Annotated in this window: 14 protein-coding genes; 10 read left to right on the forward strand and 4 right to left on the reverse strand. The window is 62.6% G+C overall.

From position 1 onward, the window contains the following. Positions 1–342, forward strand: a 342-nt coding sequence (locus NCS67_RS11185; protein ID WP_250435224.1) for a hypothetical protein, incomplete at its 5' end; no start/stop codon positions are given. Positions 343–345: 3 nt separating this feature from the next. Here the strand turns inward: NCS67_RS11185 and NCS67_RS11190 are convergent. Continuing rightward, on the reverse strand, positions 346–1,122 hold the full coding sequence (locus NCS67_RS11190; RefSeq protein ID WP_008344444.1) for an enoyl-CoA hydratase: 777 nt from the start codon (positions 1,120–1,122) through the stop codon (positions 346–348). A 141-nt stretch (positions 1,123–1,263) separates the two neighbouring features. Here NCS67_RS11190 and paaN point away from each other — a divergent pair, with 141 nt between their 5' ends. The 4 genes from paaN to paaK all read left to right on the forward strand — a co-directional run bounded on the left by paaN (position 1,264) and on the right by paaK (position 5,747). After that, positions 1,264–2,973, forward strand: a complete 1,710-nt coding sequence (gene paaN / locus NCS67_RS11195) for a phenylacetic acid degradation protein PaaN (RefSeq protein WP_250435225.1) — start codon at positions 1,264–1,266, stop codon at positions 2,971–2,973. Between the two features lie 157 nt (positions 2,974–3,130). Beyond that, positions 3,131–3,922: a 2-(1,2-epoxy-1,2-dihydrophenyl)acetyl-CoA isomerase PaaG gene (gene paaG, locus NCS67_RS11200; RefSeq protein WP_008344440.1), complete on the forward strand. Its 792-nt coding sequence runs from the start codon at positions 3,131–3,133 to the stop codon at positions 3,920–3,922. 64 nt (positions 3,923–3,986) lie between these two features. Next, entirely contained in the window at positions 3,987–4,373 is a 387-nt protein-coding gene (gene paaI, locus NCS67_RS11205) for a hydroxyphenylacetyl-CoA thioesterase PaaI (protein ID WP_235366211.1), read from the forward strand. A 69-nt stretch (positions 4,374–4,442) separates the two neighbouring features. Next, positions 4,443–5,747: a phenylacetate--CoA ligase PaaK gene (gene paaK, locus NCS67_RS11210; protein ID WP_250435226.1), complete on the forward strand. Its 1,305-nt coding sequence runs from the start codon at positions 4,443–4,445 to the stop codon at positions 5,745–5,747. A gap of 65 nt (positions 5,748–5,812) precedes the next feature. On the opposite strand, the gene mltA is transcribed toward paaK, so the two are convergent. Further along, positions 5,813–6,976 carry an MltA domain-containing protein gene (gene mltA, locus NCS67_RS11215; protein ID WP_034473941.1) on the reverse strand — a complete coding sequence of 388 codons (1,164 nt, stop codon included), beginning with the start codon at positions 6,974–6,976 and terminating at the stop codon, positions 5,813–5,815. Between mltA and NCS67_RS32095 the strand changes: the two genes are divergently transcribed. Then, positions 6,975–7,124 carry a hypothetical protein gene (locus NCS67_RS32095; protein ID WP_033536109.1) on the forward strand — a complete coding sequence of 50 codons (150 nt, stop codon included), beginning with the start codon at positions 6,975–6,977 and terminating at the stop codon, positions 7,122–7,124. The genes mltA and NCS67_RS32095 overlap by 2 nt on opposite strands. A gap of 25 nt (positions 7,125–7,149) precedes the next feature. Here NCS67_RS32095 and apaG read toward each other — a convergent pair whose 3' ends face one another. Next, positions 7,150–7,524 (reverse strand): Co2+/Mg2+ efflux facilitator ApaG/CorD, encoded by a 375-nt coding sequence (gene apaG / locus NCS67_RS11220; RefSeq protein WP_008344432.1) that lies wholly within the window; start codon positions 7,522–7,524, stop codon positions 7,150–7,152. Positions 7,525–7,744: 220 nt separating this feature from the next. On the opposite strand from apaG, the gene rpe reads away from it, so the two are divergent. Both rpe and NCS67_RS11230 read left to right on the forward strand, forming a co-directional pair. Then, entirely contained in the window at positions 7,745–8,440 is a 696-nt protein-coding gene (gene rpe / locus NCS67_RS11225) for a ribulose-phosphate 3-epimerase (RefSeq protein WP_008344430.1), read from the forward strand. Beyond that, positions 8,437–9,177, forward strand: a complete 741-nt coding sequence (locus NCS67_RS11230) for a phosphoglycolate phosphatase (protein ID WP_008344428.1) — start codon at positions 8,437–8,439, stop codon at positions 9,175–9,177. The genes rpe and NCS67_RS11230 overlap by 4 nt, the downstream gene beginning before the upstream one ends. Positions 9,178–9,378: 201 nt before the next feature. Here the strand turns inward: NCS67_RS11230 and NCS67_RS11235 are convergent, their stop codons facing one another. Then, a complete protein-coding gene (locus NCS67_RS11235) occupies positions 9,379–9,543 on the reverse strand; it encodes a hypothetical protein (RefSeq protein ID WP_160172923.1) in 165 nt (54 codons plus the stop codon). Between NCS67_RS11235 and trpE the strand changes: the two genes are divergently transcribed. Further along, the gene (trpE, locus tag NCS67_RS11240; RefSeq protein WP_250435227.1) at positions 9,542–11,038 is read left to right on the forward strand and encodes an anthranilate synthase component I; all 1,497 of its coding nucleotides are present in this window, start codon (positions 9,542–9,544) and stop codon (positions 11,036–11,038) included. The two genes, NCS67_RS11235 and trpE, sit on opposite strands and share 2 nt — an antisense overlap. Positions 11,039–11,050: 12 nt before the next feature. Continuing rightward, entirely contained in the window at positions 11,051–11,635 is a 585-nt protein-coding gene (locus NCS67_RS11245) for an aminodeoxychorismate/anthranilate synthase component II (protein WP_034473938.1), read from the forward strand. Position 11,636 lies beyond the last annotated feature (1 nt).

Genomic DNA, 11,636 nt, shown 5'->3' on the forward strand with positions numbered 1-11,636 from the left:
CTATTGCCGATTCCGAAGAACCAGCCGCACTCGCCATCAAGCGCCCACACTTATCGGCTGTTAGTTTTTAAAGAGCACATCGCAAGACAAGCCTTACTTCAACTTCCATCTTGCGTCGCTGCATCAGCAGCAGAGAAACGAGATTATGAAGAACGTTTCGGTTCGTGTCAACAAGAATTCGAAGTTTCTTTTTCTTGCCGATCCGCGCCCGGAGCCTTCTACAACCTACCCCCGAGCACACCGCCGATACCGCCCTCTCCCGCTTCCTTCGCGTTCATCGAATCGCGAAGGAACGGAATTCTAGTGAGCGGAATCGAGGAGCGCAAGCGCTTTCTCACATGAACGTCACCGATGCTTGAAAACCGGCTTACGCTTTTCAACAAACGCCGCCATGCCTTCCTTCTGATCCTCCGTCGCGAACAGAGAATGGAACAGACGCCTCTCGAAATGAACACCTTCTGCGAGCGTTGTCTCGTAAGCGCGATTAACAGCCTCCTTGGCCATCATCACGGCGGGCAGCGAGAAGCCGGCGATGATCGTCGCCGCTTCGACGGCCTCGTCCAGAAGGCGATCCGCCCCGACGATGCGCGACACCAGCCCCGCCCGTTCGGCCTCGCTCGCGTCCATCATGCGCGCAGTCAGGCACATATCCATCGCCTTGGCTTTCGATACAGCGCGCGGCAAGCGCTGCGTGCCGCCCGCTCCCGGAATCACGCCGAGCTTGATCTCGGGCTGACCGAACTTGGCCGTGTCGGCGGCGATGACGATGTCGCACATCATCGCGAGTTCGCAACCTCCGCCGAGCGCAAAACCCGCGACCGCGGCAATGATCGGCTTGCGAATCGTGCGGATCGTTTCCCAGTTACGCGTGATGTAGTCGCCCTTGTAGACATCCATATAGGAGTAGCCGGCCATCATGCCGATGTCCGCGCCCGCCGCGAACGCCTTTTCGCTGCCGGTCAGCACGATTGCGCCGATGTCTCCATCGGCGTCGAATGCCTTGAGCGCGACTCCCAGTTCGTCCATCAGCGCGTCATTCAGCGCGTTCAGCGCTTTCGGACGATTCAGCGTAATCAGTCCGACCCGACCACGCGTCTCGACCAGCAGATTCTCGTAAGCCATTCGCTCCTCCTTGCGATCCTCAGGTAAGCCCTAATGAAAAGTCATTCGTCACTGCATCTCGATAATGCTACCATCACCAACCAACCGGTCGGTTAATTATTCGGCTTGGCACCTTTCCCTCGTTCTTCTCTTCTCGCGACCATGACACATCCGCTATTCACGAAGCACGAAGCGACGCTCGACAAAGCGCTCGCAGCCATCGAAACGCGCGGCTACTGGAGCCCGTTCGCCGAAATGCCGAGCCCCAAAGTGTACGGGGAAACGGCCAGCGCCGATGGAGAGGCAGCATTCAAAGCTCATCTCGGCAAGACTTTCGAACTCGATCAGCCTTCGACGGGCGAAACGGTCGGGAAGGAGCGTTCGCCGTTCGGCATCGCGCTGGACGTCCGCTATCCGAAGGCCGATCCCGACGCGCTGACTCAAGCCGCGGCCAAGGCGCAGTCCGCCTGGCGCGCCGCCGGCCCGCAGGCTTGGGTGGGCGTGAGCCTCGAAATCCTGTCGCGCCTGAACCGCGCCAGCTTCGAGATCGCGTACGGCGTGATGCACACGACCGGCCAGGCATTCATGATGGCATTCCAGGCCGGTGGCCCGCACGCGCAAGACCGGGCGCTCGAAGCCGTCGTCTATGCGTGGGACCAGCTACGTCGCATCCCCGCCGAAGCGCACTGGGAAAAGCCGCAAGGCAAAAATCCGCCGCTCGCGATGCAAAAGCGCTTCTCCATCGTCCCGCGCGGCACGGGCCTTGTGCTCGGCTGCTGCACGTTTCCGACCTGGAACGGCTATCCCGGCATGTTCGCCGATCTCGCAACCGGCAACGCCGTCATCGTCAAGCCGCACCCTGGCGCGATCCTGCCGCTCGCGATCACCGTGCGAATCGCGCGTGAAGTGCTTCGTGAGGCCGGCTTCGATCCGAACGTCGTCACGCTCTTGGCCACCGAACCCAACGACGGCGCGTTGGTCCAGGAACTCGCCGTGCGTCCCGAAATCAAGCTCATCGATTTCACGGGAAGCACGCAAAACGGCACCTGGCTCGAGCGCAACGCGCATCAGGCGCAGGTCTACACCGAGAAGGCGGGCGTGAATCAGATCGTCATCGATTCCGTGGACGACATGAAGTCCGCCGCGCGCAACATCGCCTTCTCACTCGCCCTCTATTCCGGTCAGATGTGCACCGCGCCGCAGAACATCTACGTGCCGCGCAATGGCATCCGCACCGCCGAAGGCCAACTGAGCTTCGATGACGTCGCGAAAGCGCTCGCGGGCGCCGTCGAAAAACTCGCATCCGATCCGGCCCGCGCCGTCGAGCTCACGGGAGCGATTCAGAACGATGGCGTCGTGGAACGCGTCACCGAAGCGCGCAAGCTCGGCGACATGCTGCTCGACAGCCAATCTCTCACGCACCCTGCGTTTCCCGAAGCCCGCGTTCACACACCCCTCATGCTCAAGCTCGACGCGCGCACCGACGAAGCGAAATTCACCAAGGAATGGTTCGGCCCGATTTCGTTCGTCATCGCGACCGACTCGACCGCGCAATCGCTCGAACTCGCCGGGTCGATCGCGCGCACGCACGGCGCCTTGACGTTCTCGGTCTACAGCACCGACGACAAGGTGATCGAAGCCGCGCACGAAGCAGCCATTGAAGGCGGTGTCGCGCTCTCGATCAACCTCACCGGCGGCGTCTTCGTCAATCAGACCGCGGCGTTCTCCGACTTCCACGGCACGGGCGCGAACCCCGCGGCCAACGCAGCGCTTTCGGATGCAGCTTTCGTCGCAAATCGCTTCCGAGTAGTGCAAAGCCGCGTCCATGTTGCACCGAAGGCCGCGTCGGCGGAAGCTGGCCAGACGGCATAAGCCAATCGACAGAAACGATGCAAAGGCCGATCGCCGTGCAAACGGCTTATGCCATTCGGCCTAATGGAAAGCTCGCGGTCGCGCGGCTAGTATCGGATGCAAGGAATGGCGGCGAGCACGCGCCGCCGCAGCCGGATTCGTCGAGAGAGGAAATGTAATGACAGAGAAGTCCGTGTTCTTTCACGTCGATGTCGAGACGCGCGTCGCGACGTTGACGCTCAATCGCCCCGACAAACTGAACAGCTTCACGCGCGAGATGCATCGCGAGTTGAACCAGGCGCTCACTGAAATAGAAGCGGGCAATGCGCGCGCGCTCGTCATCACCGGCGCGGGTCGCGGCTTCTGCGCGGGACAGGATCTCGCGGATCTGGATTTCACGCCTGGCTCGATGTCGGATCTGGGCGATCTCATCGACGAGCACTTCAATCCGCTCGTGCGCAGGCTTCAGGCTTTGCCGATGCCGGTCATCGCGGCAGTGAACGGCACGGCCGCTGGAGCCGGCGCGAATCTCGCGATGGCGTGCGACTTCGTCGTCGCGGCGCGCTCGGCCAGCTTCATTCAGGCATTCGTGAAGATCGGCCTCGTGCCCGATTCGGGCGGCACATGGCTGCTGTCGCGCCGCGTCGGTGAGGCGCGTGCGCTCGGGCTCGCGCTGACGGGCGAAAAACTCAGCGCCGAGAAGGCGGAGGCGTGGGGCATCGTGTGGCGCGTCGTCGACGATGCCGAGCTGCAGCAAGCGGCCGCGCAACTGGCCGCCCAACTCGCGCAGCAGCCGGCGCGCGCGGTCGTCGCGATCAAGAAAGCGATCCGCGCGAGCGCGAACAGGACTTTCGACCAGCAGCTCGATCTCGAACGCGATCTTCAGCGCGAGCTCGGTGCGTCGCCGGATTACATCGAAGGCGTCGCCGCGTTCAAGGAGAAGCGCGCACCGCGCTTCGAAGGTCTGTGAGAACCGAATCGAACTGGAGATATCTGTGACGCCACAACAACTCGCGGAAGCCACGGCGAAAGCTATGTACGAAGCGGACGCATGCTCGCGCGCGCTCGGCATCGAGCTGATCGAAGTCCGGCCCGGCTATGCGCGTCTGCAAATGGACGTGCGCCCCGACTTTCTGAACGGCCATGCGATTTGCCACGGCGGCCTGATGTTCACGCTGGCGGACTCCGCGTTCGCGTTCGCCTGCAACTCGTACAACATCAGCACGGTCGCGGCGGGCTGCTCGATCGAGTTTTTGCGGCCCGTGCAGGGCGGCGATCGCCTGACTGCCGAAGCGATCGAGCAAACGCTGAGCGGGCGCACGGGTATCTACGATATCCGCGTGACGAATCGCGAAGGCGAGCCGGTCGCGATGTTCCGCGGCAAGTCGGCTCAGATAAGAGGCAACGTAATTCCCGTGTGACGGATTCGTTCATATAACGGACGCGGCATCTAAAAGCCGCGCCGCGTAGTCAGCATCAAGGAGACAGCAATGACCACATCGCTGCCGCTCGATCCGATCGAGAAGGCGAGCCGCGACGAACTCGCGGCGCTGCAGCTCGAGCGTCTCAAATGGACGCTCAAGCATGCTTACGAGAACTCGCCGGTTTATCGGCGCAAGTTTGACGAAGCAGGCGTTCATCCGGATGACGTCACGTCGCTCTCGGATCTTGGCCGTTTTCCGTTTACGACCAAGAAGGATCTGCGCGACAACTATCCGTTTGGCATGTTCGCGGTTCCGCAGGAGCGGGTCTCGCGCATCCACGCGTCATCGGGTACGACGGGCAAGCCGACTGTCGTCGGCTACACGGCGCAGGATCTGGACAACTGGGCGAACCTCGTCGCACGATCCATTCGGGCGGCCGGCGCGCGTCGTGGCGACAAGGTGCACGTGAGTTACGGCTACGGCCTCTTCACCGGCGGACTCGGCGCGCACTACGGCGCCGAGCGCGCGGGACTCACCGTCATTCCGTTCGGCGGCGGCCAGACGGAGAAGCAGGTGCAGCTGATCCAGGATTTTCGGCCGGACATCATCATGGTCACCCCGAGCTACATGCTGTCGATCGCCGATGAACTGGAGCGCCAGAGCATCGATCCGGCAAGTTGCTCGCTGCGCATCGGCATTTTCGGCGCGGAGCCGTGGACGAACGACATGCGCCGCGCGATCGAAACGCGCATGGGCATCGACGCCGTCGACATCTACGGACTCTCGGAAGTAATGGGGCCGGGCGTGGCATCGGAATGCGCGGAAACCAAGGACGGCCCGACGATCTGGGAAGATCACTTCTATCCCGAGATCATCGATCCGGAAACCGGCGAGGTGCTGCCCGACGGCGAATTCGGGGAACTCGTGTTCACGTCGCTCACGAAGGAAGCGCTGCCGATCATCCGCTATCGCACGCGCGATCTGACGCGCCTTCTGCCCGGCACCGCTCGCACGATGCGACGCATGGAGAAGATCACCGGCCGCTCCGACGACATGATGATCGTGCGCGGCGTCAATGTTTTCCCGACGCAGATCGAAGAGTTGCTGCTCAAGCGCCCGGTACTCGCGCCGCACTATCAGATCGTGCTCACCAAGGAAGGCCCGCTCGACGTACTCACGCTGAACGTCGAGCCTTGCCCCGAATCCGCGCCGGATGTGACCGCGCTCGAAAACGCGAAGTCCGCGCTCGCCTACGACATCAAGGCGCTGATCGGTGTGAGCGCCGTGGTGAACGTGCTCGCGGTGAACGGCATCGAACGATCCGTCGGCAAGGCGCGGCGCGTGATCGACCGGCGCAACGTCGCGTCGTGAAGCAAAAAGCTCGCGAGCCATGATGGCCGCGAGCTTTTTGTGAAGCTGCCGGGAAACCGGCGATATCAGGAATTGGGCAGCAACAGCCACATCCTGCCGCCCTGCTTCATGCGCCCGGCGAGATCGCCGGCATCGTCCCCCAGTCCCCAGAAATAGTCCGCGCGCACACCGCCTTTGATCGCCGAACCGGTGTCCTGCGCGAAAACGAGGCGATTCATCGGCTGATTGCTGAGCGGACGCGTGGTCTGCAGGAAAACGGGCGTGCCGAGCGGAATCGCCGACGGATCGACGGCAATCGAACGCTCCGGCGTCAACGGCACGCCGAGCGCGCCGACGGGACCGTCGCCGAGACTTGCGGACATCGTTTCGTTAGCGGGCATCTCGCGGAAAAAGACGAAGCGCGGGTTCACGTCGAGCAGTGCGTCGACGCGCGCCGGATTCGCCTTCGCCCATGCTTTGATGCCTTGCATCGTCGCCTGTGCGGGCGTGAGTTCTCCGCGATCGAGCAATTCCTTGCCGATCGAGCGATACGGCTGGTTGTTGGTGCCGCCGAAGCCGACGCGCATCACGCTGCCGTCTTCCATGACGACGCGCCCCGAACCCTGCACCTGCAGAAAGAACGCTTCGATCGGATCGTCGACCCACACGAGTTCGTTGCCGTTCAACGCGCCCGAACGTTCGAGCTGCGCGCGCGCGGGAAGCGCCGAACCGGGCTTGTATCGATACGGCCACCGGTACAACGCATACTGATAAATCCCGTGACGCGTGCGCGACCCGCGCAGAAGCGGCTCGTAGTAGCCGGTCACGAGACCGTCGAGCGTGCCGTCGGTGTTGGCGAGCTGAAATGGCGTGAAATAGGCTTCGAAGAAGCTGCGCGCCGCCGACATGTCGAGGTCGTCGAGCCGCTCGGCCGCCGCGCACGCCTTCTGCCAGTTGGCCTGTCGCGAGAGCCGGTTGCAGTTCTGGCGCAGCGCGGCGGTCGCGCCGATCAGCGAATCGTCCTGCCAGCCCGGCACCTGCTGCCAGCTCACCGCAGTCAGGCGCGAAGCGGCGCGCTGTCCGGTGATGATCGGCGTGCCGGTCGCCGTCGCAGGCCCCGGCTTCACGTAATTGCCGCCGCCGCACGAGGCGAGCAGGACAGCGGTTGCAATCGATGCGGCCCAGGCCGCTGCTCGTGCGGCCGGCCGCACGAAGCGCATACAATGCTCGTTCTTGATGGGAACCGCCATGTCTGATCTGTTCGACGAATATCCAATGCTTATTTTTGCGCTCGAGTCGCTCGTGGCGCTCGCCTTGCTGATCTTCATCGTCGTATGGACGGCATCGGGCAAGAAGAAGAACCAGAACCGCTCGAACGATCCCGCGAAACGGCGCTGATTCGCGCCGCCTGCCGCTGTTTCGCTCAGTGGAGCGTGCGCGGCATATGCAACGCAAATTCCGCTACGGGCGCTTCGAAGCGCTCGCCGTCTTCCGCCACGCAGAAATACTCGCCGCGCATCGTGCCGACCGGCGTCGCGATTACCGCCCAGCTCGTGTATTCGAACTGCTCGCCCGGCGGCAACAGCGGCTGATGCCCGACGACGCCCAGCCCCTTCACTTCCTGAACGTGATCGTTGCTGTCGGTGATGATCCAGTGCCGCGAGATCAACTGCGCCGCCACCTGGCCGGTATTGCGGATCGTCAGCGTGTAGGCAAATGCGTACTGCCTGCTATCCGGGTCTGATTGGTCCGGCAAATACCGCGTCTCCACGGAAACGCTGAATTCGTACTGGCTCATCGTTGTTCCAATTCCAATTCGATCGGCCGCTTGGCCGCCAGACACGGGCGCGCCGGCGCGCGGCCATTGGTCTGGCATTCTGCTTGATGCGCGCGGCGCCCGCAACACGATTGGCGTCCCGCCGCCACATCCGCGCGCCATCCGTTGGCCATTCGGACGAGGGACTCCGCGGAAAACGCGGGTTAAAATCACGGCTTTAGGTCGCTACCCGCATACGTCCATGGCGCAATTCCACATCGCTCCCAGCATCCTGTCCGCCGACTTTTCCCGCCTCGGCGAGGAAGTCCGCAACGTCGTCGCCGCCGGCGCCGACTGGATCCACTTCGACGTCATGGACAACCACTACGTGCCGAACCTGACGATCGGTCCGATGGTGTGCGAGGCTATCCGCCCGCACGTGGACGTGCCCATCGACGTGCATCTGATGGTGCGCCCGGTCGACCGCATCGTGCCCGATTTCGCGAAGGCCGGCGCCAATGTGATCAGTTTTCATCCGGAAGGTTCGGATCACATCGACCGCACGCTGTCGCTGATCCGCGATCACGGCTGCAAGGCGGGCCTCGTTTTCAATCCCGCCACGCCGCTGATCTACCTCGATCACGTAATGGACAAGGTCGATCTCGTGCTCATCATGTCGGTGAATCCGGGTTTCGGCGGGCAGTCGTTCATTCCCGAGGCGCTCAACAAGGTGCGCGAGGCACGCGCGCGCATCGATGCGTATCGGGATCGCACGGGGCGCGAAATCCATCTGGAAGTCGATGGCGGCGTGAAGGTCGACAACATCGCGGAAATCGCGGCGGCAGGCGCGGATTCGTTCGTCGCGGGATCGGCCATTTTCGGCAAGCCCGACTACAAGGCGGTCATCGACGCAATGCGCGCCGAACTGGCGAAGGTGGAATCTGGAGCGAAAGCATGAGTGAGATCGCAGCGGCGCAATCGCCCTTTGTGAATCGTCCGATCCGCGCGGCGATCATCGACCTCGACGGCACCATGGTCGACACCGCCGACGACTTCGTCGCGGCACTGAATGCAATGCTTGCGCGCATCGCCATCGAACAGCCGGTCACGCGCGATGAAGTCACGGGCTATGTCGGCAAGGGTTCGGAGAATCTGATCCGCAGCGTGCTCGCCGTGCGGCTGTCGCCGTCGCAGGCGGTCGCGCAGTTCGACGACGCGCTCGCGATCTATCAAAGCGAATACGCGAAGGTCAACGGCAAGCACTCGACGCTATTCCCCGAAGTGAGGGAAGGCCTCGAAGCGATGCGTGAAAGCGGCGTCGCGCTCGCATGCGTGACCAACAAGCCGCATCGCTTCGCCGTGGAGTTGCTTGCGCACTTCGGCATTGCGGATTTCTTCAAGGTGATTCTCGGCGGCGACTCGCTGCCCGCGAAGAAACCCGATCCGCTCCCGATGCTCACCGCATGCGAACGACTGGACGTCTTGCCGCGCGAGACCGTGGCGGTCGGCGATTCGGAAAACGACGCGCTCGCGGGCCGCGCGGCCGGCCTCGCGACCTTGACCGTTCCGTACGGTTACAACCATGGGAAGCCTGTACAGTCGGTGAAATCCGATGGTATAGTTTCCTCGCTGCGCACCGCAGCATCGGCGATTGCCGCCACCTTGGCGCCGCCGGACACCACACTGACTGAATAAGTCCATCCATTCATGTTTCTCAACAGAAAACGGAGTCTGAGCAGCATCGACCGGGGAGCGTGGCCCTGGCGTCGCTGGTCGCGCTAACCTCGCCCGAGGTGCGCTGAAGCCGTCATGCGTGATCGCGCTTCAGCATCCGTTTTTTGTTTCGCTGCGCATACCCGCGCCGTTTCCGTTGAATCGTCGTATATCGAACCTCGCTCACGCACGCGTCGTGTAGTGCCGCGAGTCGTCCTGTCCGCTTCCGCAAATCGAAGCGGCGGGGCCGTCGTATGCGATCATCACGAGATTCGACCGACCGCAGCGCCCTGCACTCCCCGATACCGCGCCACCCAGAAAGCGCGCATCGCTCAAGGATCGCAACATGACCGAACTCGAATTCCAATCGCTGGCGAACGAAGGCTTCAATCGCATTCCGCTCATCGCCGAAGCCCTCGCCGACCTCGAAACGCCGCTCTCGCTCTATCTCAAGCTCGCGCAGACGGAGCGCAACGGCGCGAACTCGTTCCTGCTGGAGTCCGTCGTGGGCGGCGAGCGTTTCGGGCGCTACTCGTTCATCGGTCTGCCGGCCCGCACGACCGTGAGCGTGCGAAACGGCAAGACGCAAGTCGTGACCGATGGCAACGTCATCGAAACGGATGAAGGCGATCCGCTCACGTTCATCGAGCAATATCAAAAGCGCTTCAAGGTCGCGACGCGGCCCGGCTTGCCGCGCTTTTGCGGCGGTCTCGCGGGCTACTTCGGTTACGACGCGGTGCGCTACATCGAGAAGAAGCTCGCGCACAGTGCGCCGCCCGACGATCTCGATCTTCCCGACATCCAGTTGCTGCTGACCGAAGAAGTCGCGGTCATCGACAACCTCGCGGGCAAGCTTTATCTCATCGTCTACGCCGATCCGACCAAGCCGGAAGCGTATGCCAAGGCGAAGCATCGGCTGCGCGAACTGAAGGCGCGTTTGCGCGTGACGGTTCAACCGCCGGTGACATCCGCGAGCGTGCGTACGGAAACGTTCCGCGAATTCAAGAAGGACGATTATCTGAACGCCGTGCGCCGCGCGAAGGAATACATCGCGGCCGGCGAACTGATGCAAGTGCAAGTCGGCCAGCGGCTCATCAAGCCGTTCCGCGACAATCCGCTTTCGCTGTATCGCGCGCTGCGTTCGCTGAATCCGTCGCCGTATATGTACTACTACAACTTCGGCGGCGAAGTGCACGTGGTCGGTGCATCGCCGGAAATTCTCGTGCGTCAGGAAAAGCGCGCCGACGATCGCATTGTGACGATTCGTCCGCTCGCAGGCACGCGCCCGCGCGGCAACACGCCCGAACGCGACGCCGAACTCGCCACCGAACTGCTTAACGATCCGAAGGAAGTCGCCGAGCACGTCATGCTGATCGACCTCGCGCGCAACGACGTCGGCCGCATCGCGCAGACCGGGTCGGTCACCGTGACGGACAAACTGGTCATCGAAAAATACTCGCACGTCCAGCACATCGTGAGCTCGGTCGAAGGCAAGCTCAAGGAAGGCATGAGCAATTTCGACGTGCTGCGCGCCACCTTCCCTGCCGGCACGCTATCCGGCGCGCCGAAGGTTCGCGCGATGGAACTCATCGACGAACTCGAGCCGATCAAGCGCGGCTTGTACGGCGGCGCTGTCGGGTATCTGTCCTTCAGCGGCGAAATGGATCTGGCCATCGCGATCCGCACCGGTCTCATCCACAAGGGCAATCTCTATGTTCAGGCGGCAGCGGGCGTCGTCGCCGATTCGGTGCCCGAATCCGAATGGCAGGAAACGGAGAACAAGGCGCGCGCCGTGCTGCGCGCCGCCGAGCAAGTGCAAGACGGCCTCGACAGCGACTTCTGAGGAGACAAGACCATGCTGCTGATGATCGACAACTACGATTCCTTCACCTACAACCTGGTCCAGTACTTCGGCGAACTCGGCGAGGACGTGCTCACGTATCGCAACGACGAAATCACGCTCGACGAAATCGCGAAGCTCAACCCCGAGCGCATCTGTCTTTCGCCGGGACCGAGCAATCCGCAACACGCGGGCATCACGCTCGACGTGTTGCGTGAGTTTTCCGGCAAGCTGCCGATTCTCGGCGTGTGCCTCGGCCATCAGGCAATCGGCGAGGCGTTCGGCGGACGCGTCGTGCGCGCACAGACGATCATGCACGGCAAAGTGAGCCAGATCGAAACCGACTGTAAAGGCGTGTTCGCCGATCTTCCCAAACACTTCAACGTGACGCGCTATCACTCGCTCGCTATTGAGCGCGAGTCTTTGCCCGACTGTCTGGAAGTGTCCGCGTGGACGCCCGACGGTGAAATCATGGGTGTTCGTCACCGTGAGCTGGAAGTGGAAGGCGTGCAGTTCCATCCGGAATCGATTCTTTCCGAGCACGGCCACGCGCTGCTCGAAAACTTCGTGAAAAACTCTTCGACCGGAAAGCGAGCCTGAC

This window comes from Caballeronia sp. ATUFL_F2_KS9A, from assembly GCF_023630765.1.
GTDB lineage: Bacteria > Pseudomonadota > Gammaproteobacteria > Burkholderiales > Burkholderiaceae > Caballeronia > Caballeronia zhejiangensis.

Excerpts from the sequence above, each read along its gene's own strand:
- NCS67_RS11245 (WP_034473938.1), top strand. The coding sequence starts at position 11,051 with ATGCTGCTGATGATCGACAACTACGATTCCTTCACCTACAACCTGGTC.
- mltA (WP_034473941.1), bottom strand. The coding sequence starts at position 6,976 with ATGGCGGTTCCCATCAAGAACGAGCATTGTATGCGCTTCGTGCGGCCG.
- NCS67_RS11190 (WP_008344444.1), bottom strand. The coding sequence starts at position 1,122 with ATGGCTTACGAGAATCTGCTGGTCGAGACGCGTGGTCGGGTCGGACTG.
- NCS67_RS32095 (WP_033536109.1), top strand. The coding sequence starts at position 6,975 with ATGTCTGATCTGTTCGACGAATATCCAATGCTTATTTTTGCGCTCGAG.
- NCS67_RS11230 (WP_008344428.1), top strand. The coding sequence starts at position 8,437 with ATGAGTGAGATCGCAGCGGCGCAATCGCCCTTTGTGAATCGTCCGATC.
- paaI (WP_235366211.1), top strand. The coding sequence starts at position 3,987 with ATGTACGAAGCGGACGCATGCTCGCGCGCGCTCGGCATCGAGCTGATC.
- paaK (WP_250435226.1), top strand. The coding sequence starts at position 4,443 with ATGACCACATCGCTGCCGCTCGATCCGATCGAGAAGGCGAGCCGCGAC.
- paaG (WP_008344440.1), top strand. The coding sequence starts at position 3,131 with ATGACAGAGAAGTCCGTGTTCTTTCACGTCGATGTCGAGACGCGCGTC.
- paaN (WP_250435225.1), top strand. The coding sequence starts at position 1,264 with ATGACACATCCGCTATTCACGAAGCACGAAGCGACGCTCGACAAAGCG.
- trpE (WP_250435227.1), top strand. The coding sequence starts at position 9,542 with ATGACCGAACTCGAATTCCAATCGCTGGCGAACGAAGGCTTCAATCGC.
- rpe (WP_008344430.1), top strand. The coding sequence starts at position 7,745 with ATGGCGCAATTCCACATCGCTCCCAGCATCCTGTCCGCCGACTTTTCC.
- apaG (WP_008344432.1), bottom strand. The coding sequence starts at position 7,524 with ATGAGCCAGTACGAATTCAGCGTTTCCGTGGAGACGCGGTATTTGCCG.
- NCS67_RS11235 (WP_160172923.1), bottom strand. The coding sequence starts at position 9,543 with ATGTTGCGATCCTTGAGCGATGCGCGCTTTCTGGGTGGCGCGGTATCG.